The following is a 17,951-nucleotide window of genomic DNA, read 5'->3' as shown; positions in this document are numbered from 1 at the left end:
GCTGTTATTCAAATCACAGGTTTGCTGATTTGAGCTGGGTTTTTTCTTCAAATCGTTGGATCCGCCAGACGAAGAAAATGCCAGTGACCATGACCGCTGCTGCCATCCATAATGCTGAAAGATAATTACCGGTCAGCGTGGATAAATACCCCGCCAAAGCGGGGGCGATAAGTTGAGCGATGCCATAACTTATCGTCAGTTTGGCCATGGCTTTAGCGGGGTTATGTGGAAATTTATGCCCGACATAGACCAGCATCAGGCTGACAATTCCAGCAAAGGTGGCACCAAATAACAACGCGCCAATCACATTGAATAGCAGCGATTCACTGAATAAGGGAATCAGGATAGAAAGCAATATAATCGAATAAGCGGCGATGATGGCACTTGTCTCACCAATGCGCTCAGCCACTTTGTCCCAGATTATGCAGGATGGAATGGCGGCTACCCCCAGCATTACCCAGATAAGATTGCCATGTCCCGACAAACTGGGCATCTCTTCCAGAATCGCAACAATAAATGTCGCACTGATAACATACCCCACGCCAGCACAGGCATAAGCTGCGATCATTAATCGCATCCATTTATTGTTGGGCGCTGCAAAATCAGCAGTGGGAGCCTGTTGCGTTGCAGGTGCCGGCATCAGAAACCAGGCGGGCAGGAAAAATAAAATACCGAAAAGCCCCATGATCAGCCATTGCTCAGCCCAATTGAAATAGGGCGTTATCAGAACAATAACGATCCCAGGTATCGCAATACCGAACCCTAAACCGGAAAAATGAATACCTAATGCTGATTTGTAACCATTTTGTTTGAGCCAGCCCATCACAAATCCTGCTGCCAGAATTATTCCCGCAGTACTGGTCAGGCCACCAATAAAGCGCAAAATACTCCATAAAACAATATCCGTGGTAACAGCCATTAAGACCGTGCTTAACACCGCCAGAATCAGGTTGATTCGGTAGAACAGGAACTTGATTTTGAGGCTGGTTAAAAATGAGATCAACACCACGCCTGACAGGTAACCAATGTAATTAAATGTGGCCAGCCAACCTCCGCTTAATGTGTCCAGTGAGGTTTCATTTAACATGATAGGCAAAAAAGGCGTGTAGGCAAAACGGGCAATGCCGACGGTTAAAATCAAAGCACAGATCCCAGCCAGAATGACCTGATGTCGGGGGGAGAGTGGAAATCGATTTGTGCTCATAACCAGAATATTACCTGCGGTAAGTTAATGCCCTACCTTTTACCATAAGTCTTTATTGGATGTGTTGTCGTGATAATTTCAAATAGCGATGTATAAATAAATACAGAGCATTTTTAATTGAAAGATTGTCATCTGCACTATTAATCCCCACTTAATCCTTCTGAGTTACAGTTTCAACGCAAATGCCTTCCGGAGTTATGAATGAAGAAAATTATCGTCCCTGTAGTCTTATTGGTTATCGGATTTGGCAGTTATTTTGCCTTGGCAGAACAACAGGAACCCGAGGTCATCAGCTACATCAAACAGCAGGGAGTGACCATCATTGACAGTTTTGAAACTCCTGCAGGATTGACTGGGTATGCCGCCAGTGTAGAAGGGCAGCCGCTGAGTATTTATCTGACAGAAGATAAAAAATATGCGGTGATTGGAAACCTGATTAACGCTCAAGGAGACGATTTGGGTCAGGAAGCACTTTATGAACTAGTCAGTGCTCCTCAGAATGAAAAGATTTGGCAGCAACTCGACACGGCTAAGTGGGTATTGGATGGTGATAAAGATGCAAAACGAATTATTTATACCTTTACCGATCCCTATTGCCCGTATTGCCAGAAATTACGTGAAATCGCTGATCCTTACATTGCCAAGGGTGAGGTGCAGTTGCGCCACATTATGGTGGGAATTCTGCAGGAGGACAGTATCAAAAAAGCGGCTGCTATTTTAGGGGCTGATTCACCTGAAAAGGCTTTGCAACAACATATCCAACCTGCCGATAACCCTACAGAAAATATAAATGAAGAGGCGTTAGCAAACGGATCATTGCTGGTAGAGGAAAATAACCTGCTGATGGAACAGCTTGGGTTTATGGCAACACCGACCAGCATTTACAAGGATGAAAAAGGTCATGTGCGGCTGATTGAAGGTATGCCGATGCGTGATGATATCGACAAGCTGTTTGAACAGTGATGTCGATTAATCTCGGACCCTTCGCTTTACCTCTCGAGCCGTTATTGTTATTTGGCTGTGCTCTTTTGGGGATATTGGTGGCATCTGTTCTGGCCAGAAAAAAAGCAGGCTCGGTCACCGATCCATTATTGATGATGCTGTTATTCGGTCTGGTTATCGGACGCATCGTGTTTGTCATTAAATTTGCCGATCAATACGACTCTTTCTGGCAGATGCTCGATTTTCGCGATCGTGGGGTGGACTGGGTGTCCGGCACGATAGCAATGGCACTGTTTCTGTTATGGCAAATCAAACGCCTGCCACAGCAACGTGTTGCCTTGTTCGGGGGAGCCTTATCGATTTTGCTGTTTTTTTCGCTAACGTCCTTATTAATGAATGCAGGTCGGGAACAGGTTTCAATACCCGATATTGCCTTAGAGCAATTGGACGGCGAGCAGATTTCACTGGTTCAAGTGGCTGAAAATAACATTACCGTGGTGAATTTATGGGCAAGTTGGTGCCCACCTTGTCAACGTGAAATGCCTGCCTTTGAAAAGTCAGCACAACAGTATCCTGATATTCGTTTTGTCATGATCAATCAACAAGAGTCAGCTGTAAAAGTGAATGACTTTCTGGCTGAGAATAAGCTGACATTTGAACACGTGCTGCTTGATAAAACCGGCAAAGTTGCCGATAAATTTGATGCCTATGGCTTGCCGGTGACGCTGTATTTTGATCAACAGGGCTCCTTGGTTGAGAGCCATATGGGAGAAGTCTCCGCGGCATCGTTAAGCGCTACATTAGAACGGCTTTCACAGTAATCAGCAAGCAATGAATATCTTGTTTAATTAACGATCTTAGGGGAGTTTTTATGGATCTGCAACTGAAAAATAAAACGGCTTTTATAAGTGGCAGCACGGCGGGCATTGGTTTTTCCATTGCCAAATCACTGGCCGATGAAGGAGCGAATGTTATCGTCAATGGGCGTTCTGAAGCTTCAGTTAAACAGGCTATTGAATCCCTTAAATCGACAGCTAAAGGCAACGTAGATGGATTTGCAGGGGATCTTTCGATAGCGGCTGAAGCCGAGAAACTGACAAAGCAGTTCCCCGAAGTCGATATTCTGATTAATAATCTGGGTATCTTCGAGCCAGTGCCGTTTGAAGAGATAGCGGATGAAGACTGGCGACGTTTTTTTGATGTAAATGTGCTCAGTGGCGTGCGTTTGACGCGAGCCTATCTGCCAGCGATGAAACAACAAAACTGGGGTCGGGTGATTTTCATCTCCAGTGAAAGCGGGGTGCAGATCCCCCATGAGATGATTCATTACGGCATGACCAAGGCGGCTCAGATTGCTATTGCTCGTGGTCTGGCTGAGCAGGTTGCCGGTACCAATATTACGGTCAATTCAGTCTTGCCAGGCCCAACCAGCTCAAGAGGTGTTGAAACTTTCGTCAGTGATCTGGCAGAAAAAGAAGGCCAAAGCATCGAAGCGTTTGAAAAAGACTTTTTTGAACACGTCAGACCGACTTCTTTGATTAAACGTTTTGCCACCACCGATGAAGTTGCCTCAATGGTCTGTTATCTCTCCAGCCCATTGGCTTCAGCGACAACCGGTGCGGCAGTTAGAGTGGATGGCGGGGTTATCAAAAGCGCTTTTTAAAAATTTATCCGATTTCTAACCGTTTCAATATCCAGCCCTAGAAATATTTTTGAATTTTATTCTTTAACAAGAGATTTTTATGACAGCATTGTTTACTGAGTTTTCACTGAAAGATATAACGTTACGCAATCGTATTGCGGTTCCACCGATGTGCCAATACAGTGCCGATGACGGCCATACCAATGATTGGCATCTGGCGCATTACACTCAATTAGCACGCGGTGGAGCGGGTCTGGTGATTGTTGAAGCCACCGCAGTCAGCCCCGAAGGAAGAATTACTCCAGGATGCACTGGCATATGGAATGACGAGCAGGCTGAAGGCATGGCAAAAATTGCTTCGGCTATTAAAAAAGCCGGTGCTTGTGCTGGTATTCAGATTGCACATGCTGGTCGTAAAGCCAGCGCCAATCGTCCTTGGGAAGGCGATGATCATCTTGCTGACAGTGATCCACAAAGTTGGCAAACCATAGCGCCTTCTGCTGTGGCATTTGGTGCTAATTTGCCGAAAGTACCTCAGGCAATGACGCTGGAAGATATAGAACGGGTTAAAGCTGACTTTGTCGCTGCTGCCAAACGTGCCAAAAAAGCCGGATTTGAATGGCTGGAACTGCATTTTGCTCATGGCTATCTGGCACAAAGCTTTTTTTCAATCCACTCTAATAAACGTGATGATCAATACGGTGGCGATTTGGCTGGTCGTAGCCGATTTTTACTGGAAACTTTACAAGCCGTGCGCGAAGTCTGGCCGGAAAATCTGCCCTTAACAGCCCGCTTTGGCGTGATTGAATATGATGGTCGTGATGAAGAAACATTAAGTGAGTCAATTCATCTAACCCGGCAATTCAAACAATCCGGTCTGGATATGCTTAGCGTTAGTATAGGGTTTTCAACTCCTGATGCGGATATTCCGTGGGGACCAGCTTTATTAGCACCGATTGCTGAACGTGTGCGTCGTGAAGCTGACATTCCAGTTGCTTCTGCCTGGGGAATTGATGAACCTAACACGGTGAACCAGGTAATTACGGATAAACAAATGGATTTGGTCATGGTGGGACGTGCGCATTTAGCTAATCCTCACTGGCCGTACCATGCAGCTAAAACCTTAAAAATTGAAGATCCAGCCTGGGTGTTACCTGCACCTTATGCACATTGGTTATCGCGTTATCATGCTCCAGATAGTTAAACATTAAACAAGCGCCAGCAATGCAATGATCACTAAAATAGCAAACACCCAAATTCAGCCTCACCATAAAGGCAGTTGCCATTGTGGGGAGGTTGAGTTTGTTGTGCATTTGCCAAACGGAATAAATGATCCTCGTCGCTGTGATTGTTCCATGTGCCGGAGAAAGGGCGCCATCGCAGCCTATGTTCCATTGTCGGCTCTACAAATTACCAAAGGAACCGATAAACTATCGATTTATCAGTTCAATACGATGACGGCAAAGCACTATTTTTGTTCAATTTGCGGGATTCATACTCATCATCAAACCAGAGCAAATCCTGAACTCTATGGCTTTAATCTGGCCTGTCTGGAAGGTGTAAACCCTTTTGATTTAGGTGAGGTGAGAGTGAATGATGGAATCAATCACATTTCGGATCAGCAGACTGAATTAAACCCTTAAGAAAATTGTTTTGCCAAAGTGGCTAGCTAAGCGTAATTTGCTGCTACTTAATTTACTCTCTCCACTAATCAGGATTTATCTTGTTAAGCTACCGCCACTCATTTCATGCCGGCAATTTTGCCGATGTGCTTAAACATATTGTGCTGATTGAGATTTTGCAGCATCTGGCTAAAAAAGATAAAGCCTTTGATTACATAGACACCCATGCTGGTGCGGGGCTTTATCATCTGGCTTCGGCTCATGCAGAAAAACTGCAGGAATATCAAAATGGTATTGCTAAATTAAACCGTTCTGACTGGCCGGAACTGGCTGCATATTTTGCGGTAATTGAGGCGGTGAATAGCGGAAAACCGCTGGAATATTATCCGGGTTCCCCATTTATTGCCATGCACTGTATGCGGCGTCAGGATCGAGCCTGGTTATATGAGTTACATCCGGATGATGCGGGTCTGTTACTGCAAAATACCCAGAAGGTTAAGCGGGTTCGGGTTATGCGTGAGGATGGTTTAAAAGGCCTATTGTCGTTATTACCGCCTGTATCAAGACGTGGACTGGTGTTGATTGATCCATCTTACGAAATCAAATCGGATTACGATTTAGTATTTCAGACCATTGAAAAAGCCTATGCCAAATTTCCTACCGGTACTTATGCCATCTGGTATCCGGTAGTGGAACGCAGCAGAATTAGCCGATTGGAAAAACACTTTATCAAGAGTGGTATCAAAAATATTCAACGCTTTGAGTTAGCGATAACAGCTGATTCGGATGAGCGTGGTATGACCTCCTCCGGCATGATAGTGATTAATCCGCCCTGGCAACTAATCGATACCATGAGCCAGTTACTGCCTAAATTGGTTAATGCATTAGCGGTTGATAGTGGGGCTTTTTATAAAAGTGAAGTATTGGTAGCCCAATAAGTTATAGCCGCTGACCAGGCTGACATAATCTGCATTAAAGTCATAAGTCATCATCTCATGCCATGATAGCGCCGAATTTCGTCTTACGGATGTGGAGTTATTATGAGCAATCCGGTCATTTACAGAAAACCCCATGGCAAAACGTTCAGTTATTGTTATGCCAATGGCAAAACTGTTAAAAATGCTGCTTTAAAACGCTGGATAAAAAGTCTGGCCATTCCGCCGGCATGGCGGGAAGTGGAAATCCAGCAGGATCGTGATGCCAAGGTACTGGTGACCGGCCGGGATAAAGAAGGTCGCAAACAATATATCTACAACCCGGACTGGGTTGAAACTGCCAGTGAGCAAAAATTCAAACGCATTTTACGTTTTGCTGAACAGCTGGAAACCATGCGGCGGGTAACCGGCCAACATATTCAACGAAGACCAATTGATCAGACTTCTGTTTTAGCCTGCATGACACGTATGTTGGATGACGCTTTTTTTCGTCCCGGCAGTGCCAGCTATACCCGACAGAATCAGACATACGGTTTGACGACGTTACGGGCCAAGCATATGACCATTAAGGATGATCGTGTGGAGTTCGACTATGAAGGTAAAAGTCATCAGCAGCAGTTTCGCACAGTGACTGATGAACAGGTACGTGAGGTGCTGATAGCGCTGGAGAATATGTCCGGTTATGAATTATTTGATATTACCCTGCCCGATAAAAGCCGTAAAAAAATAACGGCACAGGATTTGAACCAGTACATCTCCGATGTGATGGGGGAGGATTTTAGTGCTAAGGATTTTCGTACCTGGGCAGGAACAGTTTTGATGGCGGTAGCTCTGGATAAATTGGGGCCAGCTGAAAATGAAAAGCTCAGCAAAAGTAATATTGTCGAAGCAGTGAAAAACGTTGCTGAGAGGCTTGGCAATACACCCGCCGTATGTCGCAGTAATTACATCCATCCGCAAGTGATTTTGCAGTATGAGAGTGGTCGTACACTGGATTATTTTCGCCGTCAGTTCAAACGCTATCGAGGCAAATATCTCAGCCTGGATGAAAAAGCCACGATGAAGCTGTTAACAGTGTTGATTAAACATTAAAACCGCTAAGCCAGTCGATTAAAAGGCTGTTTATAGACTTCGGCTCGCTGTGTATTTTGTCAGAATTACTGCTAACATCCTCTGAGTTCTGTCGAAGAACTATTAAACGTTTTATACCTATAATCAATAATTTAACTATTAATTCAGTCTAAGGAGAGAGAGCAATGGAAAACTTTTTTATAACGTGGCAACCACGTGTGTTGAGCATCTTACGCATCGTCACAGCTTTTATGTTTATGCAGCATGGTGGTCAAAAGTTATTTGGTTACCCAGCCCCACAGCGGAATGAGTTTGATTTATTTACCCTGTCTGGTGTGGCCGGCGTGCTTGAACTTGTCGGTGGTTTTTTAATCCTTATTGGCTTGTTCACCAGACCGGTAGCCTTTATTTTGTCAGGCCAGATGGCGGTAGCGTATTTTATCGCTCATTCCCCTCAGGGATTTTGGCCTTTATTAAATAATGGTGAATTAGCCGCTTTGTTCAGCTTTATCTTTTTATATCTGTTTGTTGCGGGTGGCGGTGCATGGAGTGTTGATAATCTCGTCAAGCGTAACCCTTAACATCCATTATTATCGCGATAACAACATTTTCACATTCATCGGCTTGAAAAGCCGATGGTTGTGAAGATGGCTATGTAGAAAATGCATGTCTGAACTGGATGAAATAATTTGGCAAGTGGTTGCTGCCATCCCCATAGGCAAAGTGATGACCTATGGACAGATAGCCAAACAATGTGGTTATCCTGGTTATGCGCGCTATGTGGGCAGTAGCTTAAAAAAATTACCAGAGGATTCCTCTTTACCATGGCACCGGGTAATCAATGCGCAAGGGGAAATTTCTTTTCCGCCGGACAGCGAAGCTTATCAGCAGCAGAAAGCTTTACTGCAATATGAAGGTGTTCAGTTTCAGGGAAAACGAATCAGATTATCGGTTTATGGTTGGAAATGATTAAGCGCCAAAGGAGCAGATAGATGAAGCCCTATATTTCAATGATTACACTGGGAGTTGATGATTTACACCGATCCATCAGGTTTTACCAGGACGGCATGGGGCTGCATACCGAAGGCATTATTGGGGAAGAGTTTGCCCAGGGTACGGTGGCATTTTTTGATTTGCAGCCAGGTTTGAAACTTGCTTTATGGCCGCGACAAAGTCTGGCGGCAGATGCCGGATTACCGTTAACTGCAACAGCGACAGCGATGAGTCTTGCTCACAATGTTCTTAATGAAACTGATGTGGATGCCATCATGCAGCAGGCATCTATGGCGGGTGCCACGATAGTAAAGTCCCCACAAAAAACATTTTGGGGTGGTTATGCCGGTTATTTTCAGGATCCGGATAGCCATTTATGGGAAATTGTATGGAATCCAGATTTTTTGCCTTAAAAAAAGCTATCCGAAGATAGCCTTTTTAATAATCTGCTGCAGATTTGTTTTTACATATTCTGGAAAAGTGCCAGAGCAGCGGCATATTCTTCACTGTTTTCATCCAGTTCAACCACACTGATACCCGTATCAATATTCAGTTTACGGAAAGCGAGAACCTTGTCGCGCGTGTTGGGATCCAAAGCTTTGCTGGTATTAAAGTAGCTTTGTAAATTGGCTACCTGAACTACGTCAGTCAGATCGGGGCCGTTTTGACTATTACGATTAAGGTTTGCATGTTCAGCGGCGACGGTTATCAGATTTTCCGGAAAATCCCAGCTGCGCAAAATAGCTTCGCCGATTTTTGGATAAAGGTTGTCAATGAGTGTGTCCAGACGACGGGTATCTTCCAACAACTCAGGAGTGTCGGCGGCTTTCATCAGAATAGGCAGCGCACCTATCTCATGTATTAACCCCGCCAGCATTGCTTCATCATTCGCAATATTAGGCTGCTTGGAAGCAATGACCTGACTTGCGGCAGCGACCTCGATACTATGCTGCCAGAGGTCTCGCATACGTTTTTCCAGCTTTTTATTGGTCGGACGGAACATCTGTTCCATCACCAGACTGGTCACCAGGTTACGAACCATTGGAATACCCAGTCGAGAGACCGCCGTCTGCACCGATTCGACCTCAACCCTGCCTCTATATAGAGGACTGTTGGCGACTTTTATCAAACGGGTTGATAAGGCCGCATCGGTCGTAATGACCTCAGCAAGCTGCGCTGCAGAGACATCCGGATTGTTGGCAACTTCACGAACCTTGAGGGCAACCTCAGGCAATGTGGGCAGTACCAGTTTTCCTTTTTGGAGATCATTAATGATCGTCGTGTACAATTGGTCTTGTTGACTCATATTAATCCACTATATTAAATCAATTTGAAGTGTGAATGATTTTCAGTTATTTTGCTTGGTTTGCCAACCGTTTTAGCTAATAGCAGGTGCTCAGTTGAACGACGAATTTCCCAGAATCAAGCGTCTTCCGCCATACGTTTTCAACATTGTAAATGATTTGAAGGCAAAAGCGCGTGCGCGCGGCGAAGATATTATCGACTTTGGCATGGGGAATCCGGATAAACCGGCACCAGCGCACATTGTGGAAAAACTCGTCGAAGCGGCACAGCGTCCTGATACCCACCGATATTCTGTTTCCAGAGGTATTCCACGTCTGCGAAAAGCGATTTGTGACTGGTATCAGCGTAAATATGATGTGACATTGGATCCTGACTCAGAAACGATAGTCACTATTGGTTCAAAAGAGGGCCTGGCGCATTTGGCACTGGCAACGGTGGGCCCGGGCGATGCGGTTTTAGTGCCAAACCCGGCTTATCCGATTCATCCTTATGGTTTTGTGATTGCCGGTGCGGATATTCGTCATGTACCGCTAACCCCGGATGTTGATTTTTTTGCCGAGCTGGAAAAGTCGGTTAAAGATTCATGGCCAAAACCTAAAATGCTGGTGTTGAATTTCCCAGGCAATCCAACCACCCAGTGCGTTGATCTGGATTTCTTCCAGCGGGTTGTTGATTTTGCCAAAGAGCATCAGATTTGGGTTATTCATGATTTGGCGTATGGTGAGATCACCTTTGATGGTTATAAAGCGCCTTCCATTTTGCAAATCCCTGGCGCAAAAGACGTTGCGGTTGAGTTTTATACCTTATCCAAAACCTACAATATGCCAGGCTGGCGCGTAGGCTTTATGTCAGGCAATCCGACATTAGTTGCGGCATTGGCCCGAATGAAATCCTATCTGGATTACGGCATGTTTACCCCGATTCAGGTAGCCGCCATTACGGCTCTGGATGGTCCACAGGAATGTGTGGCAGAAATTGTCGAAACCTATAAACAACGTCGTGACGTGTTGTGTGACGGGCTAAATGCGATTGGCTGGCCAGTGGAAAAACCTAAAGCGACCATGTTCGTCTGGGCCAGAATTCCTGAGCAATTCCGTGAAATGGGTTCGCTGGAGTTCAGTAAGAAATTGCTTAAAGAAGCTAAAGTAGCTGTATCGCCAGGCATTGGTTTTGGTGAATATGGCGATGACTATGTGCGTTTCGGACTGATTGAGAATCAGCACCGTACCCGGCAGGCAATCCGTGGTATCCGTGACATGATGAAAAAAGGGTAGGGGGCAAAAAGTGCAATCAGTCAAAATTGGTATTCTTGGCTTAGGCACTGTTGGTAGTGGTACTGTCAGTGTTTTAAAGCGAAACTCAAAAGAAATAAGCCGCCGTGCAGGCCGTGGAATTGAAATTTTGCGTGCCGCGGATAAAAATCTGGATTCAGCTAAAAGCTGTGATTTGAACGGCATTGATTTAACGGATGATGCGTTTTCAGTGGTCAATGACCCGGAAATTCAAATCATTGTTGAGTTAATTGGTGGTACCGGTATCGCCCGAGATTTAGTGATGCAGGCAATTGAAAACGGTAAACACGTCGTCACTGCCAACAAAGCCTTAATCGCAATGCATGGCAACGAATTATTTGCCAAGGCGCAGGAAAAAGGCATCACGATTGCTTTTGAAGCCGCCGTTGCTGGTGGCATCCCGATTATCAAGGCTATCCGTGAAGGTCTGGCCGCTAACCGTATTGAGTGGCTGGCAGGCATTATTAACGGAACTGGTAACTTTATCCTGACGGAAATGCGTGATAAAGGCCGTAACTTTGCCGATGTTCTGGCTGAAGCTCAGGCTTTGGGCTATGCCGAAGCCGATCCGACATTTGATGTGGAAGGCATTGATGCAGCACACAAGCTGACCATCATGGCGTCGATTGCATTTGGTATTCCTTTACAGTTTTATAAAGCCTATACCGAAGGCATCAGCAAAATTTCCCAGGAAGATGTGCAGTACGCAGAAGAATTGGGATACCACATCAAACATCTGGGGATTGCCCGGAAAACACCTCAAGGTGTTGAACTACGAGTTCATCCGACATTAATTCCAAAACGTCGTCTGATTGCCAACGTCAATGGGGTAATGAATGCCATCGTCGTGAAAGGCGATGCAGTTGGGCCAACCTTGTATTATGGTGCTGGAGCAGGAGCTGAACCAACTGCTTCTGCGGTAGTAGCAGATATTGTTGATATTGTTCGTGCGCTGACTACTGACCCGGAAAATCGGGTGCCACATCTGGCCTTCCAGCCTGATTCATTGAAAGATACACCGATTTTACCGATGTCTGAGGTCATTACCTCTTATTATTTGCGGATTAACACAGAAGATAAGCCGGGTGTGTTAGCCGACATTACTCGTATTTTCAGTGAGCAGGACATCAATATTGAAGCGATCCTGCAAAAACAACCGGAAGAAGAAGAGGGCACAGTGCCCATCATTATGCTGACCCAGCCGGTGGTTGAAAAAAATATGGATGAAGCGATTGCCCAAATCGAAGCATTGGATACTGTCAAACACGCGATCATGCGTATCCGCATGGAATCGCTGGGCTGAAAAAACGCCCGTTAAAGAATTAAAGAGGAACTACTTATGCCATTTCGTCCACGTTATACCGGCCTGATTGACCGTTATCGTGACCGTTTGCCGGTCAATGATGACACCAGACTGATCAGCCTTGGTGAAGGTAATACACCATTATTGAAATTGAACAATATCCCTAAGTTAATTGGCAAAGATGTTGATATCTACGTCAAATATGAGGGATTGAATCCGACGGGGTCTTTCAAAGATCGCGGTATGACCATGGCCGTGACCAAAGCTGTTGAAGAGGGTAGTAAAGCCATTATTTGTGCTTCTACCGGTAATACGTCAGCAGCAGCGGCTGCTTATGCTGCACGTGCTGGTATCACTGCTTTTGTTATTATTCCTGATGGCAAAATTGCCCAGGGTAAACTCGCTCAGGCTATGATGCATAACGCAGTGGTTATCCAAATCAAAGGTAACTTTGATGAGGGGATGCAACTGGTTAAAGACGTTGCAGAGCATGCTCCGGTCACCATTGTAAATTCAATTAATCCTTATCGTTTGCAAGGTCAGAAAACTGCTGCGTTTGAGATCATTGAAGAGTTAGGTCGTGCTCCGGATTATCACTGCCTGCCAGTCGGTAACGCCGGTAATATCACCGCCCATTGGATTGGCTACTGTGAGTATTCATCAGCCAGTGGCGATCATGTCACTGAAGCCTGCGCTTACTGTCATGGCAATTGTAAATATGCAGGTGGCGCGATTGTTGGTAACCGTCCGAAAATGGTGGGTTATCAGGCGAATGGCAGTGCACCGTTTATGCGTGGTGCGATGGTAGATGATCCTGAAACAGTCGCTACCGCGATCCGTATTGGTCATCCGCAAAGCTGGGATATGGCCTGGAAAGTGAAAGAAGAGTCACAGGGCTGGTTTGATGAGTGCTCTGATGACGAAATATTGGCTGCCCAGAAATTATTGGCCGAAAAGGAAGGGATTTTCTGCGAACCCGCTTCCGCAACTTCAGTCGCCGGCGCATTGCGGGATATTCAATCTGGCAAGATTCCTGAAGGCAGTACCGTTGTTTGTACGTTGACAGGTCACGGTCTGAAAGATCCTGATATTGCTATCAAACAAAGTAGTTCACCAGTCATTACTGTAAATGCTACATTAGACTCAGTACGCGAGGCGATTATCAACAACTTGGCCAGATAAATATGACTGAAATGATGGCACCACAGGATCATGAAAGAGCGGCAGCCAGAATGCCGCACGATATCTTTTTAACGAACCTGATTGCGAATCATATTCTGTTGTTCACGGCGATTGCTGCAACAGGGAAGAGTTATTTTGAGTTTATCGTATTGGTGCCGTTGTTATCATTTTCGTTTGTTGGGTATACCTTTATTCGCTCCAGCAGAATCAAACGTGAAGACAGTGAGTTTGTCTATATTCACTGGCAAATCGCCCGCCGCTGGAGTTTCTTCTTTGCCATAGTGTTATCCGTCGTGGTGACTGTGGCAATATTAGGCTGGTTAAGTTACACCTACTTAGGACTGATGAAAGAAGCCGCTTTTGCCTTGGTAGGTGGACTAAGCTTTTTACCGACCCTGGTCAGTGTTTTGATATTGATCGTGATTGAAATGGAATCACTGCATCATGCCAGAGTGGGCACCTTACCAGAGTGGGCAAAACGGCGATTTCAAGGAGTTTAAGCTATCCTTGTGTTACTCGGATTTCCGCTGAACCACCGAGTGGATCACCAGCTGATTTTCAAAATACACATCAAACTGTGGATATTGCCAGCGAGTAATTGCCGGTGTGCCTTTTGGCGCGTATTTCTGCTCTGCTATCCCATATTTTTGTTCAACCTGTTGCATTGTCATGCCCCGAGTAGGACGCAAGATACCTGACTCACTGTTAGGCGTTTTATAAGTCGGTTCGGCAATTGATAAAGTGTCCGCCTGTATTGGCAAGACCATAAATAAAGACAATCCAGTTGCCAGGAGATGGCGTTTCAACATGATGGTAGCTCCCTTAACGACCTGCGCCAGCATATTATTGCGGCAAAAATAATTCAATTAAACTGTTTAAATACCGTTGACCCAACTCGGTAGGTCTAATCCACTTAACCGAATAATCAATCAATCCGCGTTCCTCGGCTTCAGCTAATGGTTTTTTAATGGTCGCCAGCGGTACACCACACTGCTGCATAAATAACGATGTTGCAAAACCGTCCGTTAAACGTAAGGCATTAAGCATAAACTCAAAACCGATTTCATTAATGCCAACCGGTTCCTGTTTCATAACACGTTGTGCACTATTGACCTTGTCCAGGTAAGCTTGAGGCTGTTTTTGTTTAACCAGCCGCTCAATCGACTGCGTGGCGGCACTGGTTAATTTACTATGAGCCCCGGCCCCAATACCCAGATAATCACCAAACTGCCAGTAGTTGAGATTATGGCGGCTCTGACGACCATTTTTTGCATAGGCAGAGACTTCATATTGCAGATAACCGGCCTCGGCCAGACGTTGTTGATTAGCAATCTGCCAGTTATCAATCGGTTCGTCATCAGGTAATTGTGGGGGAGACTGATGAAACAACGTATTAGGTTCAATGGTGAGCTGATAATACGAAATATGTGTTGGTTCTAGGGCGATGGCTGTTTCTACATCTTTTCTGGCGAGTTCAGCCGTTTGTTTGGGCAAACCAAACATCAGATCCAGATTGAAATTATCAAACCCCGCCTGGTGGGCAATTTCGGCTGCTCGAATGGCTTGCTTTCCATCATGAATCCGGCCTAATGCGGTTAATGAATCACCATCAAAGCTTTGTATGCCAATCGATAGCCGATTAATGCCAATAGCACGATAGTCTGTAAAACGTGCTGCTTCAAAAGTACCTGGATTGGCTTCCAGGGTGATTTCTGCATCGGCACGGATAGGTAATAACGCACGTAAGGCAGAAAATAAACGGTCATATGCTTCTGCACTGAACAGGCTGGGGGTGCCACCACCAATAAAGATTGTCTGGATAGTGCGTCCCCAGACCAACGGCAGATCCTGCTCAAGATCCCGGATAAGCGCATCGATATAGGCCTGCTCAGGAATCTCGTCTCCGGCCTGATGTGAATTAAAGTCACAATAGGGGCATTTGCGTACGCACCATGGCACATGGATATACAGGCTTAATGGCGGCAGAGCAGTAAAATTAAACATGGTTGTACCAGCTGGGAATGATTTAAATAACTAGCAACCGTTAGGGTTGATGACGGGTATATTTAAATTCTTCCATAAATTGACGCATGGCTTTGCCGCGATGGCTGATTGCATGCTTCTGTTCCGGCGAGAGCTCGGCCGCAGTACAGTCTGTTTCAGAAACCCAAAACACCGGATCATAACCAAATCCTTCATCGCCGAGCGGTGATTGCAAAATTTGCCCCTGCCAGCTGCCCTGACAAATCAGTGGTGTTGGATCTTCTGCATGACGCATAAACACCACCACACATTGGAATCGTGCTGTGCGTTCCGTTTCCGGAACGTCTTTCATCGCCTCCAAAAGGGCCTCAATATTGTCCGTATCGGAGGCATCCGGTCCGGCATAACGTGAAGAATAAATTCCCGGTGCACCATGCAAAGCATCGACTTCAATCCCTGAATCATCTGCTATTGCCGGTAATCCCGTGTATAAAGCGGCATTGCGAGCTTTGATAATGGCATTTTCCACGAAGCTGAGGCCGGTTTCCTCAGCCTCAGCAACATTCAGATCAGATTGCGCAATAAGCTCCAGACCAAGTGGACTGAGGATCTGCGATAATTCACGCAGTTTTCCAATATTACCGCTGGCCAGAACGATTTTAGACATCAGTCTGCCAATGCCTCGCGTTGTTTGATCATCAATTGTTCAATCCCAATAGCAGCCAAATCCAGCATGGATTGTAATTCATCTGCTCTGAAGGCATGGCCTTCCGCAGTCCCCTGTAGTTCAATATATGCGCCTGCATCATTCATGACAACATTCATATCGGTTTCAGCCGTTGAATCTTCAGCATAATCCAGATCCAGTACGGCTGTACCATTGTGAATCCCAACGGAAACAGAAGCGACCTGACCATGTAACGGGCTTTTTTTGATTTTACGTTTTTTAATCAGATAATCGATCGCATCCTGCAGCGCTACAAAGGCGCCGGTGATGGAGGCCGTGCGAGTGCCGCCATCGGCCTGAATAACATCACAATCAATGGTAATCGTGCGTTCACCCAGCGCCTTTAGATCAATTGCTGCCCGTAAAGAACGACCTATCAAACGCTGGATTTCCATGGTACGGCCACCTTGTTTACCGCGGCTGGATTCACGTTGCATACGTGAGCCGGTAGAGCGTGGCAGCATGCCATATTCGGCCGTGATCCAGCCTTCGCCCATCCCCCGTAAAAAGGGTGGAATACGCTCTTCAACAGAAGCAGTACATAGCACTTTTGTGTCACCAAACTCGACCAGTACGGAGCCTTCCGCATGTTTTGTGTAATTGCGGGTGATGGTGATCTCACGAAGTTGATCAGGTTGTCGGCCACTTGGACGCATCTGTTCTATCCTTTACTAAAAATACGATGATTATACTGATGCATCTCAATTCCCGCGTGCTTTTTACCTTTGGTTTTCGTTAATATGGGGGCTTAATAGCTATAGGAAAACCATTGTGATACGAAGCATGACCGCCTTTGCCCGCCATGAGCAAGTAACTGAACTCGGCACTCTGATCTGGGAAGTCAGATCGGTTAATCATCGTTATTTAGAACTCGCTTTGCGACTGGAAGAATCATTTCGACCTCTGGAAATGGACATCCGCAAAATTTTTGCCGAGCGTATGGCACGTGGCAAGATCGAAGCTAGCCTGCGATATCATCCTTCCCAACAGCAAAACGCATTACATATCGATGAGAACCTGGCGCAATCAGTGATAGATGCCTGTGAGCAATTAACCCAAATGGCCAAACAAGCTTTGCCGATTGATCCTTTGCGACTGTTGCAATGGCCTGGTGTGGCAGATAGTGAACAGGTCGATTTAACCGCACTGAAGCAACAGGCCATGGATGCTCTTGATATGACGCTTGCAGACTTTATCAGTGGCAGAGAAAGAGAAGGGCAGGCCTTGGCTGATATGATCCTGCAGCGTTGTGAAGAAATATTGCAAATTGCTGAAGCGGTGAAACTTCGTATGCCCGAGATTCTCGAACAACAACGGCAACGTCTGTTACAAAAAGCTGCTGAACTGGAAGTGACTCTGGAACCGGAACGACTGGAACAGGAAATTGTGTTGATCGCCCAGAAAAGCGATGTGGCTGAAGAGCTGGATCGCTTACAAAGTCATGTAGATGAGGTCAAACGTGTACTGCAGCGTGATGAACCTGTCGGTCGCAGGCTCGACTTTCTGATGCAGGAGCTTAATCGAGAAGCCAATACCCTCGGTTCGAAATCCATTGATACCGACACCACACGTTATTCAGTTGATCTGAAAGTACTAATAGAACAGATGCGAGAACAAATCCAGAATATTGAATGATTCACAATGTGAACGAACTCTCCTGGCAGTTAACTGGCCGCCAGGGTTTTTGTCATTGTTGGATTAATAGCATTATCCCCCCCTAAAGAAACCATGCTTTCGGCCGTTACGGACG

21 protein-coding genes are annotated in these 17,951 nt (G+C 45.8%); 15 read left to right on the top strand and 6 right to left on the bottom strand.

Translation table 11 applies throughout. The features are described from left to right. Positions 1-13: 13 nt before the first annotated feature. On the bottom strand, positions 14-1,204 hold the full coding sequence (locus tag B4F66_RS12630) for a YbfB/YjiJ family MFS transporter (protein ID WP_292353549.1): 1,191 nt from the start codon (positions 1,202-1,204) through the stop codon (positions 14-16). 201 nt (positions 1,205-1,405) lie between these two features. Between B4F66_RS12630 and dsbG the strand changes: the two genes are divergently transcribed. The 10 genes from dsbG (at position 1,406) to B4F66_RS12580 (ending at position 8,822) form a co-directional block, all read left to right on the top strand. After that, positions 1,406-2,167: a thiol:disulfide interchange protein DsbG gene (dsbG, locus tag B4F66_RS12625; protein WP_292353550.1), complete on the top strand. Its 762-nt coding sequence runs from the start codon at positions 1,406-1,408 to the stop codon at positions 2,165-2,167. After that, positions 2,167-2,967 carry a TlpA family protein disulfide reductase gene (locus B4F66_RS12620; RefSeq protein ID WP_292353551.1) on the top strand — a complete coding sequence of 267 codons (801 nt, stop codon included), beginning with the start codon at positions 2,167-2,169 and terminating at the stop codon, positions 2,965-2,967. The genes dsbG and B4F66_RS12620 overlap by 1 nt, the downstream gene beginning before the upstream one ends. Before the next feature lie 50 nt (positions 2,968-3,017). Continuing rightward, positions 3,018-3,809: an SDR family NAD(P)-dependent oxidoreductase gene (locus B4F66_RS12615; RefSeq protein WP_292353552.1), complete on the top strand. Its 792-nt coding sequence runs from the start codon at positions 3,018-3,020 to the stop codon at positions 3,807-3,809. Between the two features lie 79 nt (positions 3,810-3,888). Beyond that, positions 3,889-4,992 carry an NADH:flavin oxidoreductase/NADH oxidase gene (locus B4F66_RS12610; RefSeq protein WP_292353553.1) on the top strand — a complete coding sequence of 368 codons (1,104 nt, stop codon included), beginning with the start codon at positions 3,889-3,891 and terminating at the stop codon, positions 4,990-4,992. A 25-nt stretch (positions 4,993-5,017) separates the two neighbouring features. Further along, positions 5,018-5,431 carry a GFA family protein gene (locus tag B4F66_RS12605; RefSeq protein ID WP_292353554.1) on the top strand — a complete coding sequence of 138 codons (414 nt, stop codon included), beginning with the start codon at positions 5,018-5,020 and terminating at the stop codon, positions 5,429-5,431. Between the two features lie 80 nt (positions 5,432-5,511). Further along, positions 5,512-6,348: a 23S rRNA (adenine(2030)-N(6))-methyltransferase RlmJ gene (locus tag B4F66_RS12600; RefSeq protein WP_292353555.1), complete on the top strand. Its 837-nt coding sequence runs from the start codon at positions 5,512-5,514 to the stop codon at positions 6,346-6,348. 102 nt (positions 6,349-6,450) lie between these two features. Next, positions 6,451-7,437, top strand: coding sequence for a DNA topoisomerase IB (locus B4F66_RS12595; RefSeq protein ID WP_292353556.1), 987 nt, complete (start codon positions 6,451-6,453; stop codon positions 7,435-7,437). A 164-nt stretch (positions 7,438-7,601) separates the two neighbouring features. Further along, a complete protein-coding gene (locus B4F66_RS12590) occupies positions 7,602-7,997 on the top strand; it encodes a DoxX family protein (protein ID WP_292353557.1) in 396 nt (131 codons plus the stop codon). Positions 7,998-8,082: 85 nt separating this feature from the next. Continuing rightward, complete coding sequence (locus B4F66_RS12585) at positions 8,083-8,385, top strand: MGMT family protein (protein WP_292353558.1); 303 nt, start codon at positions 8,083-8,085, stop codon at positions 8,383-8,385. Positions 8,386-8,408: 23 nt separating this feature from the next. Next, a complete protein-coding gene (locus B4F66_RS12580; protein WP_292353559.1) occupies positions 8,409-8,822 on the top strand; it encodes a VOC family protein in 414 nt (137 codons plus the stop codon). A 50-nt stretch (positions 8,823-8,872) separates the two neighbouring features. Here the strand turns inward: B4F66_RS12580 and B4F66_RS12575 are convergent, their stop codons facing one another. After that, entirely contained in the window at positions 8,873-9,715 is an 843-nt protein-coding gene (locus B4F66_RS12575; protein WP_292353560.1) for an HDOD domain-containing protein, read from the bottom strand. A 94-nt stretch (positions 9,716-9,809) separates the two neighbouring features. Here B4F66_RS12575 and alaC point away from each other — a divergent pair, with 94 nt between their 5' ends. Genes alaC through B4F66_RS12555 form a run of 4 tightly spaced genes read left to right on the top strand, consistent with a single transcriptional unit; the run spans position 9,810 to position 13,991 of the window. After that, on the top strand, positions 9,810-10,988 hold the full coding sequence (gene alaC / locus B4F66_RS12570) for an alanine transaminase (RefSeq protein ID WP_292353561.1): 1,179 nt from the start codon (positions 9,810-9,812) through the stop codon (positions 10,986-10,988). 10 nt (positions 10,989-10,998) lie between these two features. Further along, the gene (locus tag B4F66_RS12565; RefSeq protein ID WP_292353562.1) at positions 10,999-12,309 is read left to right on the top strand and encodes a homoserine dehydrogenase; all 1,311 of its coding nucleotides are present in this window, start codon (positions 10,999-11,001) and stop codon (positions 12,307-12,309) included. Between the two features lie 36 nt (positions 12,310-12,345). Then, entirely contained in the window at positions 12,346-13,491 is a 1,146-nt protein-coding gene (thrC, locus tag B4F66_RS12560) for a threonine synthase (RefSeq protein WP_292353563.1), read from the top strand. Positions 13,492-13,493: 2 nt separating this feature from the next. Beyond that, positions 13,494-13,991 (top strand): hypothetical protein, encoded by a 498-nt coding sequence (locus B4F66_RS12555; RefSeq protein ID WP_292353564.1) that lies wholly within the window; start codon positions 13,494-13,496, stop codon positions 13,989-13,991. A gap of 12 nt (positions 13,992-14,003) precedes the next feature. Here the strand turns inward: B4F66_RS12555 and B4F66_RS12550 are convergent, their stop codons facing one another. From B4F66_RS12550 to rph, 4 genes are read right to left on the bottom strand one after another with little or no spacing between them, the layout of a single operon-like run. Continuing rightward, entirely contained in the window at positions 14,004-14,300 is a 297-nt protein-coding gene (locus B4F66_RS12550) for a hypothetical protein (protein ID WP_292353565.1), read from the bottom strand. Positions 14,301-14,334: 34 nt separating this feature from the next. Then, complete coding sequence (gene hemW / locus B4F66_RS12545; protein ID WP_292353566.1) at positions 14,335-15,495, bottom strand: radical SAM family heme chaperone HemW; 1,161 nt, start codon at positions 15,493-15,495, stop codon at positions 14,335-14,337. 40 nt (positions 15,496-15,535) lie between these two features. Beyond that, positions 15,536-16,141: an RdgB/HAM1 family non-canonical purine NTP pyrophosphatase gene (rdgB, locus tag B4F66_RS12540; protein WP_292353567.1), complete on the bottom strand. Its 606-nt coding sequence runs from the start codon at positions 16,139-16,141 to the stop codon at positions 15,536-15,538. Next, positions 16,141-16,857, bottom strand: coding sequence for a ribonuclease PH (gene rph / locus B4F66_RS12535; protein ID WP_292353568.1), 717 nt, complete (start codon positions 16,855-16,857; stop codon positions 16,141-16,143). The genes rdgB and rph overlap by 1 nt, the downstream gene beginning before the upstream one ends. Positions 16,858-16,972: 115 nt before the next feature. Between rph and B4F66_RS12530 the strand changes: the two genes are divergently transcribed. Next, complete coding sequence (locus B4F66_RS12530; protein ID WP_339640137.1) at positions 16,973-17,836, top strand: YicC/YloC family endoribonuclease; 864 nt, start codon at positions 16,973-16,975, stop codon at positions 17,834-17,836. The last annotated feature ends 115 nt before the right edge of the window (positions 17,837-17,951 follow it).

Source organism: Methylophaga sp. UBA3603, from assembly GCF_002375335.1.
Classification (GTDB): domain Bacteria; phylum Pseudomonadota; class Gammaproteobacteria; order Nitrosococcales; family Methylophagaceae; genus Methylophaga.
This window is presented reverse-complemented; position numbering and strand designations above follow the sequence as displayed.

What these genes read in the sequence shown, in the direction of transcription:
- B4F66_RS12630 (WP_292353549.1), bottom strand. Translation starts at nt 1,204, where the DNA reads ATGAGCACAAATCGATTTCCACTCTCCCCCCGACATCAGGTCATTCTG.
- dsbG (WP_292353550.1), top strand. Translation starts at nt 1,406, where the DNA reads ATGAAGAAAATTATCGTCCCTGTAGTCTTATTGGTTATCGGATTTGGC.
- B4F66_RS12620 (WP_292353551.1), top strand. Translation starts at nt 2,167, where the DNA reads ATGTCGATTAATCTCGGACCCTTCGCTTTACCTCTCGAGCCGTTATTG.
- B4F66_RS12615 (WP_292353552.1), top strand. Translation starts at nt 3,018, where the DNA reads ATGGATCTGCAACTGAAAAATAAAACGGCTTTTATAAGTGGCAGCACG.
- B4F66_RS12610 (WP_292353553.1), top strand. Translation starts at nt 3,889, where the DNA reads ATGACAGCATTGTTTACTGAGTTTTCACTGAAAGATATAACGTTACGC.
- B4F66_RS12605 (WP_292353554.1), top strand. Translation starts at nt 5,018, where the DNA reads ATGATCACTAAAATAGCAAACACCCAAATTCAGCCTCACCATAAAGGC.
- B4F66_RS12595 (WP_292353556.1), top strand. Translation starts at nt 6,451, where the DNA reads ATGAGCAATCCGGTCATTTACAGAAAACCCCATGGCAAAACGTTCAGT.
- B4F66_RS12590 (WP_292353557.1), top strand. Translation starts at nt 7,602, where the DNA reads ATGGAAAACTTTTTTATAACGTGGCAACCACGTGTGTTGAGCATCTTA.
- B4F66_RS12585 (WP_292353558.1), top strand. Translation starts at nt 8,083, where the DNA reads ATGTCTGAACTGGATGAAATAATTTGGCAAGTGGTTGCTGCCATCCCC.
- B4F66_RS12580 (WP_292353559.1), top strand. Translation starts at nt 8,409, where the DNA reads ATGAAGCCCTATATTTCAATGATTACACTGGGAGTTGATGATTTACAC.
- B4F66_RS12575 (WP_292353560.1), bottom strand. Translation starts at nt 9,715, where the DNA reads ATGAGTCAACAAGACCAATTGTACACGACGATCATTAATGATCTCCAA.
- thrC (WP_292353563.1), top strand. Translation starts at nt 12,346, where the DNA reads ATGCCATTTCGTCCACGTTATACCGGCCTGATTGACCGTTATCGTGAC.
- B4F66_RS12555 (WP_292353564.1), top strand. Translation starts at nt 13,494, where the DNA reads ATGACTGAAATGATGGCACCACAGGATCATGAAAGAGCGGCAGCCAGA.
- B4F66_RS12550 (WP_292353565.1), bottom strand. Translation starts at nt 14,300, where the DNA reads ATGTTGAAACGCCATCTCCTGGCAACTGGATTGTCTTTATTTATGGTC.
- hemW (WP_292353566.1), bottom strand. Translation starts at nt 15,495, where the DNA reads ATGTTTAATTTTACTGCTCTGCCGCCATTAAGCCTGTATATCCATGTG.
- rdgB (WP_292353567.1), bottom strand. Translation starts at nt 16,141, where the DNA reads ATGTCTAAAATCGTTCTGGCCAGCGGTAATATTGGAAAACTGCGTGAA.
- rph (WP_292353568.1), bottom strand. Translation starts at nt 16,857, where the DNA reads ATGCGTCCAAGTGGCCGACAACCTGATCAACTTCGTGAGATCACCATC.